We start from the raw sequence: 24,662 nt of genomic DNA on the forward strand, positions 1-24,662 counted from the left end.
GCGCTTCGCGCCCATGTTCGGGTTCGGACGCAAGCCTGCCGCGCCGCCGGCCCCTGGGGCGGCCGACTGGCGCGCGAAAGGCAACGAGGCGCTGGCGCAGGGACGCCTGCCGCAGGCGGCCGAGTGCTACCGCAAGGCGGCGGAGGCGGATCCGGCCGACGCGGCGGCGCGCGTGAACCTGGGCTACGTGTTGCTGGAGCAAGGCGACGCGCAGCAGGCTGCCGGGTCGCTCCAGGATGCCGCGAGGCTCGCGGCGTCGACGCCGGACGTCCTGGCGGATGCGCAGTTCCTGCTCGGGCGCGCGTGGACCGCGCTCGGCGAGCCGGAGCGGGCCCTCGCGAGCCATCGCGCCGCGCTCGCGGCGCGGCCCCGGTTTGCCGACGCGCTCCAGGAGATGGTCCGCCTGCTGCTCGCGCGCGGGGACGCCGCCGAAGCGCTGGCCGCCGTGCAGGAAGCGGGCGCGTACGACGCGGACCCTGCCACGCTGGTGCTGCTCGCGCAGGCGCTGCATGCGACCGGCCGGCGCGAGGAGGCGCTGGCGCCCTTGCAGGCGGCGCTGCAGGCGCGGCCGGGGGATCCCGGCGTGCTGGAGAGCCTCGGCACCGTGCTGCTGGAACTCGGGCGCGGCGGCGAGGCGCTCGCGTGCTTCGAGCAGCTGCTGCGCGCGCAGGGCCCGTCGCCGGAGACCCTCGCGAATGCCAGCGCCGCGCTGCTGCGGCTGGACCGGCAGGAAGAAGCGCTCGCATGCGCCGAGGAGGCCTTGCGCCTGGACCCGGTGCATCGCGCCGCGCTCCACAACAAGGGTTGTGCCCTGCTGGACCAGTTGCGCATGGACGAAGGACTGCGGCATGCGGTGCAGGCCGCACGGCAGTATCCGGACGACCCGGACCTGCGCTGGAACGTGGCCGTCGCGCACCTGCTGACCGGCGACCTGGTGCCGGGCTGGGAAGCGCACGAGGCACGCTGGCAGGCGAAGGGCTTCGCCGCATCGACCCACGGCTTCGGCGCGCCCGCCAGCCCGCGCTGGACCGGCGTGCAGGACCTGGCCGACCGCTCCATCCTGCTCTACGCGGAGCAGGGCCTCGGCGATTCCATCCAGTTCCTGCGCTACCTGCCGCTGGTGGCGCAGCGTGCGCGCGAAGTGCTGCTGCAGGTGCAGCCCGCGTTGCTGCCGCTGCTGTCCGCGCTGCCCGCGAACTGCCGGTTGCTGCGGCCGGGCGAACCCTTTGCAGCGCCCGACTTCCAGTGCCCCTTGCTCTCGCTGCCGCACGCCTTCCGCACCGCGCTCGCCGACATTCCCGCCGCGGTGCCCTATCTCCGTGCCGATCCCGCGCGGGTGGCTGCGTGGCGCGAGCGGCTGGCCGGCACCCGTGCGCCGCGCGTGGGCATCGCCTGGTCCGGCAATGCCCAGCATGGCAACGACCGCAATCGCTCGATCGCGCTCCCGGAGTTCCGGACGGTGGCGACCGAGCGCGTGCAGTTCGTCGGGGTGCAACCGCAGGTACGGGAAACGGACCGCGCGGCGCTCGCGCAGTGGCCGGGCCTGGTCGACGCCGGTCCGCAGCTGCACGACTTCGCCGACACCGCGGCCCTGTTCTGCGCGCTCGACCTCGTCGTCACCGTCGACACCAGCGTTGCCCACCTCGCCGGCGCGCTCGGCCGCCCGGTGTGGATCCTGCTGCCGTACGCGCCGGACTGGCGCTGGATGCTGGAACGGGAGGATTCGCCCTGGTACCCCACCGCGCGCCTGTTCCGGCAGCCGGGGCGCGGCGACTGGGCGCCCGTGCTGCGGCGCGTCCGCGATGAACTGGAAGTGCTGGCGGCTACAGCCCCAGCATGATCTTCAGGTTCTGCACCGCGGCACCGCTGGCGCCCTTGCCCAGGTTGTCCAGGCGCGCAATCAGCACCGCGTGCGAGTAGTCCATGTTTGCGTACACGCGCAGTTCCATCCTGTTGGTGTCGTTCAGCGCCTGCGGCTCCAGCTTGCCGTCCTCGGTCGCCTTTTCCACGGTCACCCACTCGCTGCCTTCGTAGTGGCGCTTCAGCACGCTCTCCAGGTCGGAGGGCGTGGGCTTGCCGGGCAGCGTGTTCAGGTGCAGCGGCAGCTCCACCAGCATGCCCTGGCGGAAGTTGCCCACCGCGGGGATGAAGATCGGGCGGCGGACCATGCCCGTGTACTTCATGATCTCCGGCAGGTGCTTGTGCTTCAGGCCCAGCGCGTAGACCTCGTAGGCGGGCGCGGTGCCGGCTTCGTAGGCTTCGATCATGCTGCGGCCGCCGCCGGAATAGCCGCTCACCGAAGGCAGCACCACGGGATAGTCGTTCGGCAGCACGCCGGCATCCACCAGCGGGCGCAGCAGCGCGATCGCGCCGGTGGCGTAGCAGCCCGGGTTGCTCACGCGGTCGGCCTTCGCGATCGCCTCGCGCTGGCCGGCGGAGAGCTCGGGAAAGCCGAACACCCAGCCGTCCGCGGTGCGGTGCGCGGTGGACGCATCGATGATGCGGGGCTTGCGCCCGCCTTCGCGGCCGATCTCCTCGATCATCGCCGCCGACTCGCGCGCCGCGTCGTCGTGCAGGCAGAAGATCACGAGGTCCACGCCCGCCATCAGCGCCTTCTTGGCGGCGGGGTCCTTGCGCTTCTCGGGTGCGATGCTCACGAGCTCGACCTGCGGCATCGCCTGGAGGCGCTCGCGGATCAGGAGGCCGGTGGTACCGGCTTCGCCGTCGATGAAGACCTTGGCCATCTGGGTTCCTATCAGCCCGGGCTTATGGCAACGGTTATCCCCTGCCCGGAATTGGTGCGATGCACCATGATACAGTCGCCGTTCGTTTTCCGCTGACCGCCGCCCCCGCCCCGCGCCTCGTCGGCCGTCCAGTTTTCATCCCCCCGAGAGAACCCTCATGAAGATCCACGAGTACCAAGGCAAGGAGATCTTGCGCAACTTCGGCGTGCCCGTGCCGCGCGGCATCCCCGCCTTCACGGTCCAGGAAGCCGTGGAAGCGGCGCAGAAGCTCGGCGGCCCGGTCTGGGTGGTCAAGGCCCAGATCCATGCGGGCGGCCGCGGCAAGGGCGGCGGCGTCAAGGTGGCGAAATCGGTCGACGACGTGAAGAAGCTCGCCGGCCAGATCCTGGGCATGCAGCTCAAGACGCACCAGACGGGCCCGGAAGGCCAGAAGGTCCGCCGCCTGTACATCGAGGACGGCGCGGACATCCAGAAGGAGTACTACCTCTCCGTCGTCACCGACCGCGCGACGCAGAAGGTGGCCTTCATCGCCTCCAGCGAAGGCGGCATGGACATCGAGGAAGTGGCGCACGCCACGCCCGAGAAGATCGTGAAGGTGTTCGTCGATCCGCTCGCGGGCTTCACGCAGGCGCAGGGCGACGAGCTCGCCAAGGGCATCGGCATGCCCGCCGACTCGCGCAACCAGTTCGTCGACATCTGCCAGAAGCTCTACAAGTGCTACATGGACACCGACGCTTCGCTGGTCGAGATCAACCCGCTGAACCGCGACTCCAAGGGCAACGTGATCGCCCTCGACGCCAAGTTCAACTTCGACAGCAACGCGCTGTTTCGCCACCCCGAGATCGTGGCGCTGCGTGACCTGGACGAAGAGGATCCCGCCGAGATCGAGGCCTCCAAGTTCGACCTCGCGTACATCTCGCTGGACGGCAACATCGGCTGCCTGGTGAACGGCGCGGGCCTGGCCATGGCGACGATGGACACCATCAAGCTGTTCGGCGCCGAGCCGGCCAACTTCCTCGACGTGGGCGGCGGCGCCACCCCCGAGAAGGTGACCGAGGCCTTCAAGATCATGCTGAAGAACAAGAAGGTCGAGGCCATCCTGGTCAACATCTTCGGCGGCATCATGAAGTGCGACACCATCGCCACCGGCGTCATCACCGCCTGCAAGGCCGTGAACCTGAACGTCCCGCTCGTCGTGCGCATGAAGGGTACCAACGAGGAACTGGGCAAGAAGATGCTGGCCGAGAGCGGCCTGCCGATCATCAGCGCGGACACCATGGCGGAAGCCGCGCAAAAGGTTGTGGCCGCCGTCAAGAAGGCCTGAGGTACACGAACATGTCGATCTACATCAACAAGGACACCAAGGTCATCACCCAGGGCATCACGGGCAAGACCGGCCAGTTCCACACCGAGAAGTGCCAGGAGTACGCGAACGGCAAGAACTGCTTCGTCGCCGGCGTGAACCCCAAGAAGGCGGGCGAGTCCATCTTCAACATCCCGATCTACGCGTCGGTGAAGGAAGCTGCGCAGCAGACCGGTGCGACCGTGTCCGTGATCTACGTGCCGCCCGCGGGCGCCGCCGCGGCGATCTGGGAAGCGGTGGAAGCCGACCTGGACCTGGCGATCTGCATCACCGAAGGCATCCCGGTGCGCGACATGCTCGAAGTGCGCAACAGGATGAAGGCGAAGGAAGCCAAGGGCGGCAAGAAGACGCTGCTGCTGGGCCCCAACTGCCCCGGCCTGATCACGCCCGACGAGATCAAGATCGGCATCATGCCCGGCCACATCCACAAGAAGGGCCGCGTGGGCGTCGTCTCGCGTTCCGGCACGCTGACCTATGAAGCCGTGGCGCAGCTCACCGAGCTGGGCATCGGCCAGTCTTCCGCGGTCGGCATCGGCGGCGACCCGATCAACGGCCTGAAGCACATCGACGTGATGAAGGCCTTCAACGACGATCCGGACACCGACGCCGTGATCATGATCGGCGAGATCGGCGGCCCCGACGAGGCGGACGCCGCCCGCTGGTGCAAGGACCACATGAAGAAGCCGATCGTGGGCTTCATCGCCGGCGTCACCGCGCCCCCCGGCAAGCGCATGGGCCACGCCGGCGCGCTGATTTCCGGCGGCGCCGACACGGCCGACGCCAAGCTGGCGATCATGGAAGAGTGCGGCTTCAAGGTGACGCGCAACCCGTCCGAGATGGGCCGCATCCTGAAATCGCTGCTGTAAGTCCTCGCTTTCCGCGCAAGGTTCACGGGCCGGGCACTGCAAGGTGTCCGGCCCTTGTCATTTCCTCTTGACGCGGGGCCCGGGTTTTGCAACAAAACGTTCTCTGCGCGCCACATAGTTCCTTGTGGCTACGCAGGGCGTCTGCTACCGTCGCTGGACGTATCCGGCCCCGGAGCGCGGCGGTTCGGCAAGCATCGCCGTGGGTTTCCACGGCGCGGATCGGCGTCACGCCGGCAAGGGGCAGGAAGTGGGCACATCGTCGGCGAGGCGCGGCAGTTTCTGGCGCAGCGACTGGTTCGTGGGCGTCCTGGTGGTGGTGGCGGTCATCGCGCTGCAGGCCTCCACGGACGTCCTGAGCGGCCTGGAGCGCCGCTTCTACGATTTCGCGAGCACGGCCACGGGGCGGCAGCCCTCGCAGAAGGTCGCGATCATCGCCATCGACGACTACAGCATCGGCAACATCGGCCAGTGGCCCTGGCGCCGCGACGTGCACGCCGAGCTGATCGACCGCCTCGCCGAAGGCAAGGCGAAGACCATCGTGGAAATGGTCAACTTCGCGGAGCCGCAGAGCGACCGCGGCCTGCCCTACATCCGCAAGATCAAGGAGACGCTGGCGCCCGCCGCCGGCCAGCCCGCCGTCGACGAAGCCGCCAAGGTGATCGCCGAGGCGGAGCAGAAGCTCGATTACGACGCGCGCCTGGCCGCCAGCATCGCCAAGGCGGGCAACGTGCTCCTCACTTCCTTCTTCACGCTCGGGGAGCCCCTGGGCAAGCCGGACCGGCCGCTGTCCGCCGCCGCGCTGAAGAGCGCGCTGGACGACAACCAGGCCTTCTCCGTTCCCAGCGTGGCCAACACGCAGCCGATCGAGTCCATCGCCAACGCGGCGGCGGGCATCGGGCAGCTGAACCTGCTGAACGACGTCGACGGCGCGGTGCGCTGGAACCCGCTGCTGGTCAACTACTACGGCAAGGCGGTGCCTTCGCTCGCGCTGCTGGCGACCGCCAAGAGCCTGAACCTGTCGATGGCCGACATCCGCCTGAACCCGGGCGACTCGGTGCAGGTGGGACGCCTGCGCGTGCGCACCGACGAAGTCGCGCGCGTGCTCCCGCAGTTCTACAAGCCGAAGGCGGACGGCTCCTCGCCCTTCACCGTCGACTCCTTCTACGACGTGCTCACGGGCAAGATCCCGGCCTCCAAGTACGCGGACAAGATCGTCCTGATCGGCGCCACGGCGCAAGGCGTGGGCACGCAGGCGCCCGTGCCGGGCTACGCCGCGGTGACGCCCGTGGAGATGCTGGCGCACATGACGTCCAGCATCCTCAGCGAGCACTACATCGTCGCGCCCTCGTGGGGCACCTGGGCGGCGCTCGGGGCCTTCCTGCTGGTGGCCGGCTACGTCGTCGCGGTGCTGCCGCGCCTCTCGGCCGGCATGGGCGGCGGCGTGACGGCGCTCTTCTTCGTCGTGCTGCTCGCGGCGGAGTATGGGCTGCTGGCCGGCGGCGCGACCTGGGTGCAGCTGGTGTTCCCGGCGGCGCTGCTGCTGATCGGGCACATCGCGCTCACGACCAAGCGCTTCCTGATCACCGAAGCCGGCAAGGTGAAGGCCGACGAACAGTCCGCCGAGACCAACCGCATGATGGGCCTCGCCCTGCAGGGCCAGGGCCAGCTGGACATGGCCTTCGACCGCTTCCAGCGCGTGCCGGTGAGCGACGAGCTCATGGCCAACCTGTACAACCTGGCGCTGGACTTCGAGCGCAAGCGCCAGTTCAACAAGGCCGAAGCGGTGTACGAGCACATGGCCCGCTACAACCGCAAGTACAAGGACATCGAGGCCAAGCTCGCGCGGGCGAAGAACCTGTCCGAGACCGTCATCCTGGGTGGCGGCGGCAGCCATCCCGGCGGCACGATGCTGCTCGCGGACGGCGCGGTGGAGAAGCCCTTCCTCGGGCGCTACCAGGTGGAGAAGGAGCTGGGCAAGGGCGCCATGGGCGTCGTGTACCAGGGCCGCGACCCCAAGATCGGCCGCGTGGTGGCGATCAAGACGATGGCGCTGTCGCAGGAGTTCGAGGGCGACGAGCTGGTGGACGCGCGCGAGCGCTTCTTCCGCGAAGCCGAAACGGCGGGCCGCCTGCAGCACCAGAACATCGTCACCATCTTCGACGCCGGCGAGGAACACGACCTCGCCTACATCGCGATGGAGTTCCTCAAGGGCCGCGACCTCGTGGACCACTGCAAGGACGGCAACCTGCTGCCGGTGCCGCAGGTGCTGTCCATCGTCGCGCGCGTGGCGGAGGCGCTGGCCTACGCGCACAAGCAGCACGTGGTGCACCGGGACATCAAGCCGGCCAACATCATGTACGAGCCGGACTCGGACACGGTCAAGGTCACCGACTTCGGCATCGCCCGCATCACGGATGCCAGCAAGACCAAGACCGGCCTCGTGCTGGGCACGCCCAGCTTCATGTCGCCCGAGCAGATCGCCGGGCGCAAGGTGGACGGCCGCTCCGACCTGTATTCCCTGGGCGTGACGCTGTACCAGATGCTCACGGGCGTGCTGCCCTTCCGCGGCGACTCGATGGCGGAGCTGATGTACAAGATCGCCAACCAGGAGGCGCCGGACCTGCGCGAGATCCGCAAGGACCTGCCCGAGCGGCTGGCGCAGGTGGTGGCCCGCGCCCTGGTCAAGAAGCCGGACCTGCGCTACCAGGACGGCGACGAATTCGCGCGGGACCTGCGCGCCGTGCTGGCCGGCATGCCGGCGGGGACGGGCGGCAGCACCGCGAAGGCTGCCTCGGCGCCCGCACCCGCCGATGCCGAGGACCGCACCGTTGCTTTCCGCGCTGCCGAAGCCGCGCCAGTGATGGCGGCAGGCAACGCTTTCGTGTCAGGTTCGGCATCCCCCGGCTATGATGCGTCCCAGAAGGACGAGCAGGTGCCGGGGGCGTCGCTCGACAAGACCACCGTGATGAACAAGTCGGGGGCTCAGGAGAGGCCCCAGGCCGGCGGCGGGAAGACCGGCCAGGAGCCTTGACCCGCGAACTATGAACTACGAGTTTTGCTTCCGCACGGACCCGGGTCTCGCGCGGGAAAACAACGAGGATTCCGTCACCGTCGACGAGCCGACCCGCCTCGGGATCCTCGCGGACGGCATGGGAGGCTACAACGCCGGCGAAGTCGCCAGCGGCATGGCCACGACCTTCATCAAGTCGGAGCTCGGTCGCTGGCTGGCCCAGGCGGGCCGCCACGCCAACGCGCGCGAGGTGCGCCGGGCGATGGAGATCTGCGTCGACAACGCCAACCGCTCCATCTTCAACGCCGCCAACTCCAACCCGCAGTACAGCGGCATGGGCACGACCCTCGTGGTGGGCGTGTTCCAGGACGGCCGGCTGATGCTGGGACACATCGGCGACTCGCGCTGCTACCGGCTGCGTTCCGCGCACCTGGAACAGATCACCAAGGACCACTCGCTGCTGCAGGAGCAGATGGACGCGGGCCTGATCACGCCGGAGCAGGCCGCGACCTCCACCAACAAGAACCTCGTCACGCGCGCCCTCGGCGTCGAGGACGCGGTGCTGCTCGAGGTGAACGAGCACAAGGTGGAACCCGGCGACCTGTACTTGATGTGCTCCGACGGCTTGTCCGATATGCTGGACGACGATGCCATCTCGCAGATCCTCACCGGGGACGGATCGCTGGAACAGAAGACGGTGCAATTGATCGATGCGGCGAACGCCAACGGCGGTCGCGACAACATTTCGGTGCTGCTGGCGCAAGCAAGCAGCGGCTCCAAGAAGCGCGGGCTGATCTCACGCTGGCTGGGTCAATGAGCCGCAGGAATTACTACAGGCTAGAGAACTGAATCAGAGGAGTCGGCCATGCCGAAGATGATCGTTTCGATCGACGGTGTCGTCATCAAGGAAGTACAGCTGACGAAGGACCGGACGACGCTCGGACGGCGCCCGTACAACGACATCGTGATCGACAACCTCGCGGTGTCCGGCGAGCACGCCGTGCTGCAGTTGACGGGCAATGAGGTCTACCTCGAGGACCTGAACAGCACGAACGGCACGTACGTGAACGGCAAGGCGGTGAAGAAGCAGTTGTTGCAAAACAACGACACCGTCGAGATCGGGAAGTACAAGATCAAGTTCATCAACGAGGCGCCCGGCGCGACCTTCGAGAAGACCATGATCATCAAGCCGGGCATGGTGCCGCCCATGCCGGCGAAGCCCGGCGCGGCACCCGCGGGGGCGCCTGCCGCTGCGACCGCCGCCGCGCCTGCCGCCGCCAAGCCCGCCGGGGCCGGCGCGGAAGCCGTCAACGCCAGCATCAAGGTGCTCTCCGGCGCCGCGGCGGGCCGCGAGGTGCCGCTGGTGAAGGTCGTGACCACGATCGGCAAGCCCGGCGTCGCCGTGGCCGCCATCACCAAGCGTGCCCATGGCTTCGTCGTCGCGCACGTCGAAGGCTCCAACAAGCCGACCCTCAACGGCACGGCCATCGGCCCGGAGCCGGTGGCGCTGAAGAACGGCGACATGCTGGAGCTCGCGGGCACGCAGATGCAGTTCCTGCAGGCGACCTGAGCGCCCGCCGCCGCGCGCCCGCCGCATGGGGACGCTCGCCCGGCACTGGCCGCGCATCGCGATCACGCTGGCTCCGCTGGTGTTCGCGCTGCTGCACGCCATCGGCGCTCTGCCCGTCGGCTTCCTGACCCGGCTCGACGCCGTCCTCTACGACGCGCGGCTGCGCGCGGCCATGCCGCGCACGCTGGACCCGCGCGTGGTGATCGTCGACATCGACGAGAAGAGCCTCGCGGAAGTGGGCCGCTGGCCCTGGGCGCGCAACAAGCTGGCGGTGATGATCGACGAGCTGTTCGACCGCCAGCAGGCGTCCATCGTCGGCTTCGACGTGGTGTTCGCGGAGCCCGACGACTCCTCCGGCCTGCGCCGCCTGCGTGAACTCGCCGAAGGCGAGCTGAAGGAGACGGCGGGCTTCCAGCAGCGCCTGGCGCAGCTGCAATCCAGCCTCGACTACGACGCCGCCTTCGCGCACGCCCTGGAGAAGCGCCCGGTCGTCCTCGGCTACTACCTCACGAGCGACCGCGACGGCCGCAAGAGCGGCGTGCTGCCGAAGCCGGTGCTCCAGCGCGAGAACCTGCAGGGCCGGCCGATCTCCTTCTACAGCTTCGACGGCTACGGCTCCAACATCCCGCAGCTCGCGCAGGCGGCGCCGGTGGCGGGCTACTTCAACTCCATCACCGACACCGACGGCGTGGTGCGCTCGATCCCGCTGGTGGCGGAGCACGGCGGCGCCTACTACGAGTCGCTCGCGCTCGCCATGTTCCGCGTGATGGCGGGCCAGCCGACGGTGGAGCCCGGCTTCCCGCGCGACCGCTTCGTGAGCCGCAGCTACGGCGGGCTGGAAAGCATCGTGCTGAAGCTCGGCGAACGCCGCCTCGCGATCCCCGTGGACGACAAGGTGGCGACGCTCGTGCCTTTCCGCGGTCCGGGCGGGCCGGCGGGCAAGTCCTTCCGCTACGTGTCGGCCTCGGACCTGCTCGCGAAGCGCCTGGCCCCCGGCGAGCTGAAGGACAAGATCGTGCTGGTGGGCACCACCGCGCCCGGCCTGCTGGACCTGCGGGTGACGCCGGTGGCGGAGACCTACCCCGGCGTGGAGATGCACGCCAACCTGATCTCGGGGCTCATGGAAGGGCGGCTGTACGTCAAGCCGGACTACGCCGTGGGCTACGAAGTCGTGGTGCTGCTGGTCGCCGGCCTGGCCCTCGCCTTCCTGCTGCCGCTGCTCTCCGCCACGGTCGCCGTGCTGGTGAGCGTCGGCGTGGTCGCCCTGCTGCTCGCACTGAACTACTGGCTGTTCGCGTCGTACGGCCTCGTGATGCCGCTGGCGGGCGGGCTGGTGATGGCGGGCCTCGCGTTCGCGCTGAACATGAGCTACGGCTACTTCGTCGAGAGCCGCAGCAAGCGCGAGCTGGCCAACCTGTTCGGCACCTACGTGCCGCCGGAGCTGGTCGACGAGATGGTGAAGGACCCGGACAGCTACAGCATGAAGGCGGCGAGCAAGGAGCTGACCGTCATGTTCTGCGACATGCGGGGCTTCACCAAGATGTCCGAGAAGATGGAGCCCACGCAGCTGCAGGAGCTGCTGAACGCCGTCTTCAGCCGCCTCACGGACATCATCCGCGCCAACCGCGGCACCATCGACAAGTACATGGGCGACTGCGTCATGGCCTTCTGGGGCGCGCCCGTGGACACGCCCAACCACGCGGAGCTGGCGGTGAAGTCCGCGATGGAGATGTCGCGGGCCGTGCACGAGATCAACGCGGAGCACCGCGCCAAGGGCATTCCGGAGATCGGGGTCGGCGTCGGCATCAACACCGGCACCATGTGCGTGGGCGACATGGGCTCCGACATCCGCCGCAGCTACACGGTGATCGGCGACGCGGTGAACCTGGGCTCCCGCCTCGAAGGCCTGTCCAAGGTCTACGGCGTCGACATCGTGGTGAGCGAGTCCGCGCGCCAGCAGGCGCGCGAGTTCGCCTGGCAGGAGCTGGACCGCGTGCGCGTGAAGGGCAAGGAGCAGGCGGTGGGCATCTTCTACCCCGTGGCTGTCGCCCGGGAGCTGGAAAAATCCACGTCCGACGAGCTCAAGACCTGGGCGGCGTTCCTCAAGGCGTACCGCGCGCAGGACTGGGACCAGTGCGACCTGCAGCTGCTCAACCTCCACCGGCTGGGCGCCAAAAAGTACCTTTACGACCTGTACTCCGAACGTGTAGCCTCCATGAGGTTGCTGCCTTTCGACCCGGGCTGGGACGGCGCGACCAATTTCGAGACGAAATAGAGAGAGGGCGCGCGAGATGAGGGTGCGGGTGCTGGGCTGTTCCGGCGCGATCGCGAAGGACTGCCGTACCACGTCCTTCCTGATCGACGGCGACCTGCTGGTCGACGCCGGCACGGGCGTCGGCGACCTCTCGCTGGACGAGATGCGCGGCGTGCGCCACGTCCTCCTCACGCATTCCCACCTGGACCACGTCGCGGCCCTGCCGCTGATGATCGACTCCGTCGCCTCGCAGCTGGACGAGCCGATCCACGTGCACGCGCTGCCCGGCACCATCGCCGCGCTCAAGACGCACGTGTTCAACAACGTGATCTGGCCCGACTTCAGCCGCATCCCCTCGCCGCAGGCACCCTTCGTCGCCTTCCACGAGATCCAGGTCGGCCAGGTGCTGGAGCTCCAGGGCAAGGCCATCGAGGTGCTGCCCGCGGTGCACACGGTCCCGGCCTGCGGCTACGCGGTGACGGCGGGCGGCGGCTGCTGGGTGTTCACCGGCGACACGGAGCGCAACCCCGCGTTCTGGCGCCGCCTGAACCAGCTCGATGTCGCCGCCCTCGTGATCGAGACCGCCTTCTCCAACCGCGAGATCGACCTCGCGAAGCGCAGCCTCCACCTCTCGCCGCAGGTCCTCGCCGAGGAGCTGGACTGCATCGACAAGAACAAGACCTTCCCGATCTTCATCACGCACACCAAGCCGGCGGAGACCGAGCTGATCATGACGGAGATCCAGCGGTTCGACCAGACGCAGCCGTTCGGGCCGGACGTGAGCCATGACATCCGCTGGCTGCGCGCGGGCCAGGAATTCGACCTATGAGCGCAGTGCTGAAGAACCGCGACAGCGAGCAGGAATTTCTCTCCTCGCAACAGCTGCCGCCCGAGAAGCGCGGCGTGTCCTTCGAGGCGCTGTTCTTCCGCCAGCTGCAGGCCGTCACCACGCGCATCCACGCCACCGAGCACATCGACGAGATCATGCTCGAGGCGAGCCAGGACATCTGCAAGCTGTTCAACGCCGACCGCCTCACGCTGTACGCCGTCAACGAGGACCGCAGCGCCATCGTCTCCAAGGTCAAGACCGGCCTGAACACGAGCCGCGACCTGAAGCTGCCGATCAGCGCGCAGTCCATCGCCGGCTACGTCGCGCATTCCAGGGAGATGGTGAACATCTCCGACGTCTACGACGACGAGGCCCTCAAGCGCATCCACCCGAGCCTGTCCTTCCTGAAGGAAGTGGACAAGCGCTCCGGCTACCGCACCAAGCAGATGCTGGTGGTGCCCATCCTCGACGGCACCGTGCTGCACGGCGTGCTGCAGGTGATCAACAACAAGAGCGACCAGCCCTTCGGCGACCTCGAGGTCGAGGGCGCGACGCAGCTTTGCAAGACGCTCGCCACGGCCATCCACCAGCGCATGCAGCGCGAGGCCGACGGCGCGCGCCGCAAGGCCACCAAGTACGACGGCCTGATCGCCGACGGCGTGCTCACGCACGAGGAGTTGCAGGCGGCGGTGCTGAAGGCGCGCGAAGACGCGATCCCGGTCGACGAGGTGCTGATGGACGACTACTCCATCAAGCCGGCGCAGATCGGCGCGTCGCTCGCGAAGTTCTTCGGCGTGCCCTACGAGGCATCGAACCCCGGGCGCATCCGCGTCGAGGCGCTGCAGGGGCAGCTGAAGCCCGAGTTCGTGATGGAGCAGGGCTGGATCCCGCTGGAGGAAGGCCCCGAGGGACTGGTCGTGATGTGCCTCGACCCGGAGGCCGTGCGCGGCTCGCGCATCGTGCCGCAGGTCTTCCCGCGCAACGCGAAGATCGCCTGGCGCGTCACGACGCAGAGCGACTTCAACCAGACGCTCAACCAGCTCTGGGGCTCGCAGGACAGCGGCCAGTCGGTCGAGGAACTGCTCGCCGACCTCAACGCGCCGCTGGACGACGAAGGCGAGGACGGCTCCACGCTCGAATCCGCCGCGGCGGACAACGAGCTGGTCAAGTTCGTCAACAAGATCATCATCGACGCCTACCACCAGCGCGCCTCGGACATCCACATCGAGCCGCTGCCGGGCAAGGCCAAGACCGGCATCCGCTTCCGCATCGACGGCTCGCTCATGCCCTATGTGGAGGTGCCCGCGCACTTCCGCCAGGCGCTGGTCACGCGCCTGAAGATCATGTGCGACCTCGACATCTCCGAGAAGCGCAAGCCGCAGGACGGCAAGATCAAGTTCAAGCGCTTCGGGCCGCTCGACATCGAGCTGCGCGTGGCCACCATCCCCTCCGCCGGCGGCGTCGAGGACGTGGTGATGCGTATCCTCGCCGCCGGCGAGCCGATCCCGCTGGAGAAGCTGGGACTCACGCCGCACAACCGCGAGAACCTCGAGGCGACCGTGAGCAAGCCCTACGGCCTGTTCTACGTGTGCGGCCCCACCGGCTCCGGCAAGACGACGACGCTGCACTCGGTGCTGAAGTTCCTCAACACGCCCGAGACCAAGATCTGGACCGCGGAAGACCCGGTCGAGATCACGCAGAAGGGCCTGCGCCAGGTGCAGGTGAACAAGAAGGCCGGCATCGACTTCGCGATGGTGATGCGCGCCTTCCTGCGCGCGGACCCGGACATCATCATGGTCGGCGAGTCGCGCGACAAGGAAACGGTGGCCATGGGCGTGGAAGCCTCGCTCACCGGCCACCTCGTGTTCTCGACGCTGCACACGAACTCCGCGCCGGAGTCCATCACGCGCCTGCTGGACATGGGCATGGACCCGTTCAACTTCGCCGATGCGCTGCTGGGCATCCTCGCGCAGCGCCTGGCCAAGCGCCTGTGCGACTGCAAGGAGCACTACGCGCCCTCGCACGAGGAACTGCGCAGCTTCATCTCCGAGTACTCGCTGGACCTGAAGAACACGCAGGCCTGGAAGGACGACCCGGGCGGCGAGGCGCAGAAGCTGTACGAGGCCTGGGTGGACGAATACGGCGAGGACGGCTCGCTGAAGTTCTATCGCGCCGTCGGCTGCGACAAGTGCAACAAGACGGGCTACAAGGGCCGCGTCGGCCTGCATGAACTGCTGGTGGCCAACGACGAGATCAAACGCCTGATCCAGGAACGCGCCCGCGTGGCGGACATCTTCGTGGCCGCCGTCGCCGGCGGCATGCGCACGCTGAAGATGGACGGCATGGAAAAGATCCTCATGGGCCTGACCGACCTGAAGCAGGTTCGGTCCGTGTGCATCCGCTAACCGACCAAATTTGTCAGCCGAAACGACGGTTTACGTCGGCGACATCCAGTAAAGCACCCCTTGGGGTGCGCAAAAGTTCACGAAACCAGGTTGGCACACCGCTTGCACTACCTCCTCGCTTCTTCATCAACCCGGAGGTACTCAATGAAGCGTCAACTCCAACAGGGCTTTACCCTGATCGAACTGATGATCGTGGTCGCGATCATCGGTATCCTGGCTGCCGTGGCCCTGCCCGCGTACCAGGACTACACCAAGCGCGCCAAGATGTCCGAGGTGATCCTCGCGGCGTCCGCCTGCCGCACCACCATCACCGAGGTGTACCAGTCCGGTACGTCCGTCTCCATGACCCCGAACTCCTGGGGCTGCGAGTCGACGACCCAGGCTGCGTCCAAGTACGTGTTCCGCGTGCTGACCGACGCCAACGGCCGCATCTTCGTCACCCCGACCGAAATCGCCAGCGACCTGAACGGCACCACCGTGTCCCTGGTCCCGGCCGACTCCGGCGGCGGCGCGATGACCTATACCAACAGCGCGCAGACCATCAACCGCTGGCTCTGTGGCAGCACGGCGCTGGGCACCACCACGCCCCCGAAGTACCTGCCCGGTTCCTGCCGCGGCTGATCTGCCATGCAGATGCAAGAAGGGGCCGTCCGGCCCCTTTTTTACGTGGGCTCCGGGCAACGCGCCCCGGAAGTGGCGGAAGAGGCTTCCCGTACACTTCCCGAGGTGGAGTTGACGATCCTGATGCCCTGCCTCAACGAGGCGCGTACGGTGGGCCAGTGCGTCCGCGCCGCCCGCGACTACCTGGCGCGGTCCGGGACCTCAGGCGAGGTGGTGGTGGCCGACAACGGCTCCACCGACGGCTCGCGCGAGATCGCGGAAGCGGCCGGCGCGCGCGTGGTCCCGGTGCCCCAGCGCGGCTACGGTGCCGCGCTGCTCGGCGGCATCGCGGCGGCCCGCGGTCAGTACGTGATCATGGGCGACGCGGACTGCAGCTACGATTTCACCAACCTCGACGGCTTCGTGGAGCGGCTTCGCTCCGGTGACCGGCTCGTCATGGGCAACCGCTTCCGCGGCGGCATCGACGAGGGCGCCATGCCCTTCCTGCACCGCTACCTGGGCAACCCCGTCCTGAGTTTCATCGGCCGGCTGTTCTTCCGCACGGACATCGGCGACTTCCATTGCGGCATCCGCGGCTTCCATCGGGATTCGGTGAGCTCCCTGGGCCTCGTGAGCACCGGGATGGAGTTCGCGAGCGAGATGGTGGCCAAGGCGGCCCTTGCAGGACTGCCGATCGCCGAGGTGCCGACCCGGCTGCGCCCCGACGGCCGTGACCGCCCGCCCCACCTGCGCACCTGGCGCGACGGCTGGCGGCACCTCAAGTTCCTGCTGCTGTTCTGCCCGCGCTGGCTGTTCCTCTATCCCGGCGTCCTGCTTGCGGTGGCGGGACTCCTCGGCTTCACTTGGCTCCAGCAGCCGCTGGGCCACGATGGGCAAGACGTACGGATCCACACGCTGCTCTACATGGCGGGCGCGATGGTGCTCGGTGTGCAGTTGGTGCAGCTGGCGGTTCTCACGAAGTGGCTTGGGGTGCTCTCCGGCATCGTGCCACCGCCCGCCTGGCTGCGCCGCTCTCAGCCCCTCCTCAAGCTGGAATTCGGACTCGTGGTCGGACTGGGGCTGTTCGCGATCGGACTGCTGTGGTCCGTCGGACTCTTGCAGCGTTGGGGGGGCTCCGGGTTCGGCCCGCTACCGCCCACCGAGGGCATGCGGGCCGCGATTCCCGCAGTCACCCTCATGATCATCGGCATGCAGGCGGTCGCCGGAACGCTGTTCGCGGCCGCGGTCGAGCTGGCCTGGCGGACGGGAAGGCAGAAGCGGGATGCGTGAGACGGACACGACACGCTGGGTGCTGCGGCGCGAGGGGTGGCTTGTGTGCCTGGCCGGCACGCTCGCCTTCGTGGCCATTCCCCTGTGGCTTGGCTACCTGGGAATCAGCTGGGACGCGCTGAACCACCACATCTACCTGGGATGGACGGCCGAGCACCCGCGTTTCGACCGCGACTACGTTGCCGCCGCGTACCAGTCCTACCAGTTCCCGTACCTGTACTGGCCTTTCTACAAACTCGCGATGTCGGGCGTGAGCGGCGCCACGGCGGGGATGGTCCTGGCGCTCCTGCATGCGTTGGCCATCCCCCCCGTATGGCTCATCGCACGCGCGACGATCCCGGGCGAGGACATGTTCGCTGCCGGCATGCGCACCATCGCGGTGGCGCTTGCGTTCATGAGTGGCCTGGTGTTGTCCCTGTTCGACACCACCGCCAACGACCTGCTGGCGAGTATCCCGCTGCTGTGGGCGTACGCGCTCGCACTGCAGCCCATCGCGGACCCGAAGGCCTCCGCGTTGCGTGGCGCGGTGTTGTCCGGGGCGCTTGCCGGCGTCGCGCTGGCATTCAAGCTGAGCAACGGCTTTCTGGTCGTCGCCTTGCCGGTGCTCTGGCTATGGACCGGCGGGTCGCTGCCTGCGCGCGCGGGACGCTGCATCGTCGCCGGATGTGCCCTGCTCGCGGGGTTCGTGGCGTGCTACGGCTACTGGGGCTGGCAACTCTGGACCCACTTCGGCAATCCCATGTACCCGTTGTATGACGGCGTGTTCGAGCCCATGCGCGCGTTCCTGGGCTGGCAGCCATGATCCGCTTCCAGCCCGACACGCTCCCGCAGGCGCTCCTGCGTTTCTTCGACATGGCTGCGCCGGACGCAAACGTGTACGTCGAGATCCCCGCGCCGGACATCCGCTTCGCGGCGATCGTGATCCTGGCTGCGGTCGCCCTGTTCGCCTGGCGTCGCCTCGGCCCCGGCCGGAGTGCGTTGTTCGCAATGCTGGGCGTGCTGCTGGTGTCCACCATCACCTGGCTGGCGAGCACCGGCAATGGACGCTACTTCATACCGCTGCTCGTGGTCGCGGGGCCGCTCGCGGTGGGCCTGGTCTGCGCCTTGCCGCTGACGCGCGCCTTCCGCGCCACCTTGGCGGTGGGGCTGCTGGCCGGACAGGCATTCGTCCTTTCGCAGCAGCCGCCCTGGAACACCTGGACGGTGATGCACTGGAAGGACGGCAGCTACTTCGAGGTGAACCTCGGCCCCGAGGAGAAGGACGCTCCGCCGACCACGTACGGGAGCTTGTCGCTGCTCACGTACTCGCTGATCGCACCTCAATTCCCGGCCGGCACGCGCTGGATCAACCTGTACACCGAACCCGTGACGACGCTCGCCGCAGAGCGCACCGACGCTTTCCTCAGGCAGGCGGCTGCGGAAGGGCCCGTCAAGGTGATCACGCCTTCGCTGCCTTGGGCGAGCCGACCCGATGGAACGCCGAATGCGGAGGTGATCGCCGCATGGAACCGCTTGATCGCCCCGCGCAAACTTCGCGTGCAGGGCCAGTGCCGCTATTTCGACTCCCCGGGCCTGCTGTTCATGGCCTTGCGGGACCGGGGGCCCCAGGAAGGACCCCCGCCCAAGCTCGGGTTCTGGACCTGCCCGGTCGTCTATGACCCGACGGTCGCATCCGCGGCGTCGAACCAGACCCCGCCCGTTCCGGCGCAGGTCCAGGACGCACTTGCCAAGCTGGGTGATCTGTGCCCCCGGTTCTTTCCCCAGGGGGAAATGCAGTTGCGGCGATTGAGCGATGGGTGGGTGCGCAACTACTCCTCCCAGACGCGCGCCTACGTGCTGGACAACGGCGAGGTCTGGTATCACTTCTGGCGGGCGTTGAACCCGGTCCGCGTCGGGAAGTCCGCGGAACTGCTCGCCGGCGAGGTACAGCTCGATTGCATGGGCGTGCGCTCGGACGGAGCGTGGAGGACCGGGGCGCGTTGATGGACGACGCAGCGGCCGGCGACCGGACCTCCGGCGGTACGCCGGCGTGTGCGCCGCTGGTGGTCGCGGTGGTGGTCACGTTCAACCCTGGCCCAGAACTGCACGCGCACCTGCTCGCCATCCGGGAGCAGGTCGCGCAGGCCATCGTCGTGGACAACGGTTCAAGCCAGGCAGCGGCCATCCGCGAGGTTTGCGAGGCGACCGGCTGCGAGTTCGTCGGCAACGCGGCGAACCGGGGCCTCGCTGCGGCGCTGAACCAGGGCGCGGAACTCGCGCTCGCCCGGGGCGCCACGTGGCTCGCCACTTTCGACCAGGACAGCCTCGTGCCCGCCGCAGCTGTGCAGAGCCTGCTGGATGCGGCGGAGACCCATCCCGCACCTGCTTCCATTGCGATCCTGGCGGTGTCGCACGCGGACCGCGGTACCGGGCGCGCGTACCACCACCCGTCGGACGTCCTGCAGGAGGGAGCGCGGTGGCGCGAACTGCGCACCACCATCACCTCCGGCAGCCTGGTGCGCTGCGCAACCCTCCGGCAGCTCGGGCTCTTCGAGGAGCGGCTCTTCATCGACTGCATCGACCACGAGTTCTGCCTGCGGAGCCGGCGGCACGGCTGGCGGGTCGTGGAGGTACCCGCAGTGCTGATGCCGCATTCCCTCGGGGCATCACGCGTCCACAACATCCTCGGCCGACGCACGGTGGCCACCCACCACAGCCCGCTGCGGCGCTACTACATGACGCGCAACCAGCTCGAGGTGTTCGGCCGCCACCTGTTGTTCGACCCGGTCCTGTGCGCGCGCGCCCTGGCCACCCTCGCGGCAGTGAGCGTGTTCGTGCTGTTGCTCGAAGAGCAGCGGCTCGCGAAACTCGGCGCGATGCTGCAGGGCCTGGCCGATTTCGCCGCGCGCCGCTTCGGGCCGCGCGCATGAGCGAAGTGCACACCCGCGACGTCTGCGCCGTCGTCGTGAACTGGAACGGCTGGCGGGACACGGTCGGTTGCGTCGCAAGCCTGCTCGCCCTGGAGGAACCGCCGGGCCTGGTGGTCGTATGCGAGAACGGCTCGACCGATGGATCCGCGACGCAACTGCGCGACGCCCTCGTCGGAAGCGAAGGCGTGCACCTCCTTGTCCTGCCGCAGAACCTCGGCTACGCGGGCGGCCTGAACGCGGGCGTCGCCTGGGCGCGCCGGCACACGCAGGCGCGCTGGTTCTGGCTGCTGAACAACGACCTCTGCGCCCTGCCCGGGGCCTTGCGGGCCTTGCTCGACGCGCACCGGCAGGTACCGGATGCGGGGCTCGTCGGATCGGTGCTGCTGGAGTGGGACACCCCCTCTCCGGTGCAGGCCGTCGGCGGGCGCTACCTCAAATGGCTAGGGGTCGGCGTGCACGCGAAGGAAGCCCCGGACGCCCGCGACGACGTCAGTCTCGCGATGGACTACCCGGTCGGAGCTTCCCTGCTCGTGAGCGCCGCGTACCTGGACCGCGTGGGGCCCATGGAAGACGGCTATTTCCTCTACTACGAGGAGATCGACTGGGTCGAGCGCGGGCGGCGCCATGGGCTGCGTCCGGTGATCGCGCTGCGCAGCCGGCTGCGGCACAAGGAAGGCGCGAGCACGGGGTCGCAGGGCGGCGTGCGGAACAAGTCGCTGCTCTCCGAGCACCACGGCGTGGTGAACCGGCTGCGCGTCACGCGCAAGTTCTGGCCGCAGTACCTCCCCATCGTGTGGGCCAGCCTGTTCGCGGTCGCCGGCGACCGGGTGCTGCACGGCGAGTTCAGTCGCGCCGCCCTGGTCCTGCGCCTGATGTTTTCCCCCCGCCTCTGGTTGCGCTGAGGCCGGCGCCCAGGCCCAGCGCGCGCTGCGTCCGCTCGCTCACCTGCTCCCAGGTGAAGGCCCTGGCACGCTCCCTCCCACGCGCGGCGAGCTGGTCCCACAGCAGCGCATCGCCGGCGATGCGGCGCAGGGCCTGCGCGATCTCCTCGGGGGCGCGCGGGTCCGCGAGCAGCGCGTTGCCTTCGCCCGCGATCTCCGGCATCGAGGTGGTGGTGGACGTCACCACGGGTGTCCCGGTCGCCATCGCCTCCACCACCGGCAGGCCGAAGCCTTCGTGCAGCGACGGGAACACGAGCGCGGTGCACCGGTGGTACAGGCCCAGCAGCGCCTCGTCGTCGACGGGGCCCGAGAAGCGGACCCATTCACCCAGCGAGAGCGCGCGGACGTGGTCCATCGTGAAGGCGTCGGGTTCGCCGGTGAACACCAGGCGGAACTCGCCGGCCAGGCCGGACTGCGCAAAGGCCCGCAGCAGCCCCTCGATGTTCTTGTGCCCCGCCCTTCGGCCGACGTGCAGGAAGAAGCGCTCGCGCTGCGCGCGCCCCGGGCCCGGCACGAACACCGGCGACACGCCGTTGCCCACCACGTGGACCCGCGCCGCGTCGACGCCGGACCATTCGACGATGTCCTGCTTCGAATACTCCGACACCGTCAGGATGCGCCACGCGCGGCGCGTCGCGGGACGCACGACGCTGGCGTAGTACAGGCGGCGCACCGCGGACGATTCCGCCGGGACGCGCAGGTGCACGAGGTCGTGGATCGTGAAGGCGAAGGGGATCGGGCTGCGCAGGGGCGGGTTGAAGCCCGGCGACAGGAAGCAGCCTTCGCGCAGCCCGGCGAGCGCCAGGGAGGAGGCGAGGGGGTCGACGAGCGACAGCTTGGGCCCGGCGATCCGCAGCGGCACCACGCCGGGCAAGCGGGCCTGCAGTTCCGCCGAGAACCGGCCGATGCCGTGGTTTCCGTTCCAGCGAGGATCGAAGTAGATGGGCGGCTGCACTTGCGGGCCGAGTGTAGCTGCGATGCCGGAGCCCCTGATAGCATCTCGTCCCGATGCCGCACGCGCTCGTCGATTCGCAGGTCCGCTACGTCCACGAGTGGCTCACCGAGTGGGGTGGCTCCGAGGACGTCACGCGCGCCATGCTGCAGGCTCTGCCCGGGGCGGCGCTGCACGCCACCATCGACTTCCTCTCCGAGGCCAACCGCGCGAAGTTCGGCGGCGTGCCGATCCGCACCACCTTCCTGCAGCAGGCACCGTGGGCGCGCACGCGCTTCTGGAACTACCTGCCGGTCACGCCGCTCGCGGTGGAGACGCACGACCTGCGCGGCGCGGACGTGATCGTCTCGAGCTCGCATGCCTTCGCCAAGGGCGTGCTCACCACGGCCGAACAGATGCACGTGAGCTACGTGCATTCGCCCATGCGCTATGCCTGGGACCTGCACCACGAGTACCTCGCCGACTACCGCCTCGACCGGGGCGCGAAGGGGCTGCTCGCGCGCTACATGTTCCACCGGCTGCGGCAGTGGGACCGGCAGACCGCGAACAACGTCGACCTCTTCCTCGCCAACTCGCGCCACGTGCAGCGGCGCATCTGGCGCACCTACAGGCGCGTCGCGCAGGTGCTGTACCCGCCGGTGTCGGTGTCCCGGTTCCGCTACGAGCCGGCGAAGGGCGACCACTACGTCACCGTGTCGCGGCTCGTGTCGTACAAGCGCATCGACCTGCTGCTCGCCGCCTTCCGCGCGATGCCCTCGCGCAAGCTGGTGGTCGTCGGCGACGGGCCGGAGATGCCGCGGCTGCGCGCCATGTGCCCGCCCAACGTGCAGCTGATGGGGTTCCAGGACGATGCCGTCGTGCAGGAGCAGATGGGCAGCGCGCGCGCCTTCCTGTTCGCGGCCCACGAGGACTTCGGCATCTCGCCGGTGGAGGCGCAGGCCTGCGGCACGCCGGTGATCGCGTACGGCGTGGGCGGCTCGCGCGAGACGGTGCGCGACCTGCGCACCGAGGTGCGGCCCACCGGCCTGCTGTTCGACGAGCAGACGCCCGCCGCGCTGCAGGCGGCCGTGGAGGCGTTCGACGGCGCCGCGGTCGATCCGCGGGACTGCCGCCGTTGGGCGGAAGGCTTCGACGAAGCCGTGTTCCGGGACAGGTTCCGCGCCATCGTGGAACAGGCCTGGTCGGCGTGGCGCCGCGATCCCTCTTCGGTGGAAGCGGCGCTGGTCCCCGGCGGCGGGCTGCAGTCGCCGCCCCGCGAACTCCTGGCGTGAACCGGCGGTGAAGGGCGACTCCCTGTCCTGGCGCGTGGCGCTGGCCTTCGCACTGGCCGCGCTGCCCTGGCTCAACCCGCTCTCGCGCGGGCCTTCGCCTTCGGCGACGCCCTGGATGGCGAGTGCGGTGTGCGGCATCGCCTTGTGGATCCTCGCGGCCACGGGCGCATCGCGGCCGAGGATTCCGCGCGGCCTCGCCGTGATCGCTTTCGCGCTCGTGGCCTGGGCCGCGCTCGCCCACCTGCCCGTGCGGCCGGAGGTCGCGATGCTCGCCGGCGGGCTGCTGCTGCTGGTGCTCGCCGCGGGCTTCGCGCCCGTGCCGGAGCTCGCGCGGGGGATGCAGGCCGGCTTCCTGTTCGCCGCCGCGGCGAGTGCCGTGCTGGGCCTCGTGCAGTACTTCGGCCTGTCGCCGCTGCTCGCCCCCTGGAGCAACACGGCGGAGGCGGGCGAGGCGTACGCGAACCTGCGCCAGCCGAACCAGTACGCCACGCTGTGCTGGATCGGGGGTGCCATCGTGCTGTTCGGCACCTTGCGGCTGCACCGCGCCGCGGCAATGGCGCTGCTCGTGCTGCTGGCGGCGGGCAGCGCGGCTTCCGTCTCGCGCACCGGGCTGCTGCAAGGCCTGGTGCTCACCCTGCTGGCGGCCTGGTGGCCCGGCCCGCGGCGCGAGCGCCTGCAGCTGTGCGCGGTCGCCGCGATCGCGTACTTCGCGGCCACGGTGCTGCTGCCGGTGGCGCTCGATGCGGCGACGGGCGCCACTCCGGCGCGTACGCTGTGGGGGCGCCTGAGCGGCGGCAATCCCTGCAGCAGCCGCGTGGTGCTCTGGTCCAACGTGCTGCACCTGATCGCGCAGAAGCCGATCGCGGGCTGGGGCTGGGGCGAGCTGGATTTCGCGCACTTCACCACGCTCTACGCGGGCCCGCGCTTCTGCGACATCCTGGACAACGCCCACAGCCTGCCGCTGCACGTCGCCGTGGAGCTCGGCGTACCGGCGGCGGTGCTGGTGTGCGCGATCGCGGTCATCTGGACCTTGCGGCAGAGGCCGTGGTCGGAAGGGGTGCCGCGGCGCCAGCTCGCCTGGGCCTTGCTGGCACTGGTCGTCCTGCACAGCCTGCTGGAGTACCCGCTCTGGTACGGGCCGTTCCAGGTCGCCTCCGGCGCGGCGCTCGGATGGTTGCTGGTGCGGCCGCAAGCGCTCGACGCGCCCGCCCGGCCGCGGGCCCCTGCTTTCGCGCTCGCCGCCGTGCTGCTGGCCGCCACCGGCTATGCCGCCTGGGACTACACCCGCGTGAGCCAGATCTACCTGCCGCCGGAGCGCCGGGTGGAGCGTTGGGCCGACGACACGCTGCAGGTCGCGCGGCAGTCCTGGCTGTTCCGCGGCCCGGCGCGCTTCGCGGACCTCACGCTGGACACGCCCGGGCGGGCGAACGCGCAGCGCATGCACGCCCTCGCCCTCGACGTGCTGCACTACTCGCCGGAGCCGCGGGTGATCGAGCGCGCCATCGAGAGCGCGACGCTGCTGGGGCGCGACGACGAGGCGGTGGCGCTGCTCGCGCGCTACCGCGCGGCCTTTCCTTCGGACTACGAGGCGTGGCGGCGGGCGCAGGGGCTGGCGGCGCCGTAGGGTGGCCGGCGGAACGCCGGGACGGTGAGCGGAG

19 protein-coding genes are annotated in these 24,662 nt (G+C 69.1%); 17 read left to right on the plus strand and 2 right to left on the minus strand.

What is annotated here, in order from left to right; all coding sequences use genetic code 11:
* Positions 1 to 13 precede the first annotated feature (13 nt).
* Positions 14 to 1,840, plus strand: a complete 1,827-nt coding sequence (locus H8N03_RS07470) for a tetratricopeptide repeat protein (RefSeq protein WP_187075529.1) — start codon at positions 14 to 16, stop codon at positions 1,838 to 1,840.
* Here the strand turns inward: H8N03_RS07470 and argC are convergent.
* Complete coding sequence (gene argC / locus H8N03_RS07475) at positions 1,824 to 2,744, minus strand: N-acetyl-gamma-glutamyl-phosphate reductase (RefSeq protein WP_187075530.1); 921 nt, start codon at positions 2,742 to 2,744, stop codon at positions 1,824 to 1,826. The genes H8N03_RS07470 and argC overlap by 17 nt on opposite strands.
* A 157-nt stretch (positions 2,745 to 2,901) precedes the next feature.
* Between argC and sucC the strand changes: the two genes are divergently transcribed.
* The 14 genes from sucC to H8N03_RS07545 all read left to right on the plus strand — a co-directional run bounded on the left by sucC (position 2,902) and on the right by H8N03_RS07545 (position 20,742).
* Positions 2,902 to 4,068, plus strand: a complete 1,167-nt coding sequence (sucC, locus tag H8N03_RS07480; RefSeq protein ID WP_187075531.1) for an ADP-forming succinate--CoA ligase subunit beta — start codon at positions 2,902 to 2,904, stop codon at positions 4,066 to 4,068.
* An 11-nt stretch (positions 4,069 to 4,079) separates the two neighbouring features.
* Positions 4,080 to 4,973, plus strand: coding sequence for a succinate--CoA ligase subunit alpha (gene sucD / locus H8N03_RS07485; protein ID WP_187075532.1), 894 nt, complete (start codon positions 4,080 to 4,082; stop codon positions 4,971 to 4,973).
* Between the two features lie 247 nt (positions 4,974 to 5,220).
* Positions 5,221 to 8,004, plus strand: a complete 2,784-nt coding sequence (locus H8N03_RS07490) for a CHASE2 domain-containing serine/threonine-protein kinase (protein ID WP_187075533.1) — start codon at positions 5,221 to 5,223, stop codon at positions 8,002 to 8,004.
* 10 nt (positions 8,005 to 8,014) lie between these two features.
* A complete protein-coding gene (locus H8N03_RS07495; protein ID WP_187075534.1) occupies positions 8,015 to 8,800 on the plus strand; it encodes a Stp1/IreP family PP2C-type Ser/Thr phosphatase in 786 nt (261 codons plus the stop codon).
* Between the two features lie 48 nt (positions 8,801 to 8,848).
* Positions 8,849 to 9,553: an FHA domain-containing protein gene (locus tag H8N03_RS07500; protein ID WP_187075535.1), complete on the plus strand. Its 705-nt coding sequence runs from the start codon at positions 8,849 to 8,851 to the stop codon at positions 9,551 to 9,553.
* Positions 9,554 to 9,578: 25 nt separating this feature from the next.
* Positions 9,579 to 11,828, plus strand: coding sequence for a CHASE2 domain-containing protein (locus H8N03_RS07505; protein ID WP_187075536.1), 2,250 nt, complete (start codon positions 9,579 to 9,581; stop codon positions 11,826 to 11,828).
* A 16-nt stretch (positions 11,829 to 11,844) separates the two neighbouring features.
* Positions 11,845 to 12,636, plus strand: a complete 792-nt coding sequence (locus tag H8N03_RS07510; protein ID WP_187075537.1) for a 3',5'-cyclic-nucleotide phosphodiesterase — start codon at positions 11,845 to 11,847, stop codon at positions 12,634 to 12,636.
* Entirely contained in the window at positions 12,633 to 15,041 is a 2,409-nt protein-coding gene (locus H8N03_RS07515) for a GspE/PulE family protein (protein ID WP_187075538.1), read from the plus strand. Before H8N03_RS07510 ends, H8N03_RS07515 begins: the two co-directional genes overlap by 4 nt.
* Before the next feature lie 144 nt (positions 15,042 to 15,185).
* Positions 15,186 to 15,662 (plus strand): pilin, encoded by a 477-nt coding sequence (locus tag H8N03_RS07520; protein ID WP_187075539.1) that lies wholly within the window; start codon positions 15,186 to 15,188, stop codon positions 15,660 to 15,662.
* 105 nt (positions 15,663 to 15,767) lie between these two features.
* On the plus strand, positions 15,768 to 16,931 hold the full coding sequence (locus H8N03_RS07525) for a glycosyltransferase family 2 protein (protein WP_354005090.1): 1,164 nt from the start codon (positions 15,768 to 15,770) through the stop codon (positions 16,929 to 16,931).
* Positions 16,924 to 17,733, plus strand: coding sequence for a hypothetical protein (locus H8N03_RS07530; RefSeq protein ID WP_187075540.1), 810 nt, complete (start codon positions 16,924 to 16,926; stop codon positions 17,731 to 17,733). The genes H8N03_RS07525 and H8N03_RS07530 overlap by 8 nt, the downstream gene beginning before the upstream one ends.
* The gene (locus H8N03_RS07535) at positions 17,730 to 18,914 is read left to right on the plus strand and encodes a hypothetical protein (RefSeq protein ID WP_187075541.1); all 1,185 of its coding nucleotides are present in this window, start codon (positions 17,730 to 17,732) and stop codon (positions 18,912 to 18,914) included. The genes H8N03_RS07530 and H8N03_RS07535 overlap by 4 nt, the downstream gene beginning before the upstream one ends.
* A complete protein-coding gene (locus H8N03_RS07540) occupies positions 18,914 to 19,840 on the plus strand; it encodes a glycosyltransferase family 2 protein (protein WP_187075542.1) in 927 nt (308 codons plus the stop codon). The genes H8N03_RS07535 and H8N03_RS07540 overlap by 1 nt, the downstream gene beginning before the upstream one ends.
* Complete coding sequence (locus H8N03_RS07545; protein WP_187075543.1) at positions 19,837 to 20,742, plus strand: glycosyltransferase family 2 protein; 906 nt, start codon at positions 19,837 to 19,839, stop codon at positions 20,740 to 20,742. The genes H8N03_RS07540 and H8N03_RS07545 overlap by 4 nt, the downstream gene beginning before the upstream one ends.
* Here H8N03_RS07545 and H8N03_RS07550 read toward each other — a convergent pair.
* Positions 20,684 to 21,736: a glycosyltransferase family 4 protein gene (locus H8N03_RS07550; RefSeq protein WP_187075544.1), complete on the minus strand. Its 1,053-nt coding sequence runs from the start codon at positions 21,734 to 21,736 to the stop codon at positions 20,684 to 20,686. The genes H8N03_RS07545 and H8N03_RS07550 overlap by 59 nt on opposite strands.
* A gap of 53 nt (positions 21,737 to 21,789) precedes the next feature.
* Here H8N03_RS07550 and H8N03_RS07555 point away from each other — a divergent pair, with 53 nt between their 5' ends.
* Together H8N03_RS07555 and H8N03_RS07560 are read left to right on the plus strand one after the other, a co-directional pair.
* The gene (locus tag H8N03_RS07555; protein ID WP_187075545.1) at positions 21,790 to 23,004 is read left to right on the plus strand and encodes a glycosyltransferase; all 1,215 of its coding nucleotides are present in this window, start codon (positions 21,790 to 21,792) and stop codon (positions 23,002 to 23,004) included.
* A gap of 7 nt (positions 23,005 to 23,011) precedes the next feature.
* Positions 23,012 to 24,628 carry a PglL family O-oligosaccharyltransferase gene (locus H8N03_RS07560; protein WP_354005091.1) on the plus strand — a complete coding sequence of 539 codons (1,617 nt, stop codon included), beginning with the start codon at positions 23,012 to 23,014 and terminating at the stop codon, positions 24,626 to 24,628.
* The last annotated feature ends 34 nt before the right edge of the window (positions 24,629 to 24,662 follow it).

The organism is Ramlibacter cellulosilyticus (assembly GCF_014297465.1).
Lineage (GTDB): Bacteria > Pseudomonadota > Gammaproteobacteria > Burkholderiales > Burkholderiaceae_C > Ramlibacter > Ramlibacter cellulosilyticus.

Bases quoted from the DNA above. Each gene is read 5' to 3' on its own strand.
- H8N03_RS07470 (WP_187075529.1), top strand. From the start codon at position 14: ATGTTCGGGTTCGGACGCAAGCCTGCCGCGCCGCCGGCCCCTGGGGCG.
- argC (WP_187075530.1), bottom strand. From the start codon at position 2,744: ATGGCCAAGGTCTTCATCGACGGCGAAGCCGGTACCACCGGCCTCCTG.
- sucC (WP_187075531.1), top strand. From the start codon at position 2,902: ATGAAGATCCACGAGTACCAAGGCAAGGAGATCTTGCGCAACTTCGGC.
- sucD (WP_187075532.1), top strand. From the start codon at position 4,080: ATGTCGATCTACATCAACAAGGACACCAAGGTCATCACCCAGGGCATC.
- H8N03_RS07495 (WP_187075534.1), top strand. From the start codon at position 8,015: ATGAACTACGAGTTTTGCTTCCGCACGGACCCGGGTCTCGCGCGGGAA.
- H8N03_RS07500 (WP_187075535.1), top strand. From the start codon at position 8,849: ATGCCGAAGATGATCGTTTCGATCGACGGTGTCGTCATCAAGGAAGTA.
- H8N03_RS07505 (WP_187075536.1), top strand. From the start codon at position 9,579: ATGGGGACGCTCGCCCGGCACTGGCCGCGCATCGCGATCACGCTGGCT.
- H8N03_RS07510 (WP_187075537.1), top strand. From the start codon at position 11,845: ATGAGGGTGCGGGTGCTGGGCTGTTCCGGCGCGATCGCGAAGGACTGC.
- H8N03_RS07515 (WP_187075538.1), top strand. From the start codon at position 12,633: ATGAGCGCAGTGCTGAAGAACCGCGACAGCGAGCAGGAATTTCTCTCC.
- H8N03_RS07520 (WP_187075539.1), top strand. From the start codon at position 15,186: ATGAAGCGTCAACTCCAACAGGGCTTTACCCTGATCGAACTGATGATC.
- H8N03_RS07530 (WP_187075540.1), top strand. From the start codon at position 16,924: ATGCGTGAGACGGACACGACACGCTGGGTGCTGCGGCGCGAGGGGTGG.
- H8N03_RS07535 (WP_187075541.1), top strand. From the start codon at position 17,730: ATGATCCGCTTCCAGCCCGACACGCTCCCGCAGGCGCTCCTGCGTTTC.
- H8N03_RS07540 (WP_187075542.1), top strand. From the start codon at position 18,914: ATGGACGACGCAGCGGCCGGCGACCGGACCTCCGGCGGTACGCCGGCG.
- H8N03_RS07545 (WP_187075543.1), top strand. From the start codon at position 19,837: ATGAGCGAAGTGCACACCCGCGACGTCTGCGCCGTCGTCGTGAACTGG.
- H8N03_RS07555 (WP_187075545.1), top strand. From the start codon at position 21,790: ATGCCGCACGCGCTCGTCGATTCGCAGGTCCGCTACGTCCACGAGTGG.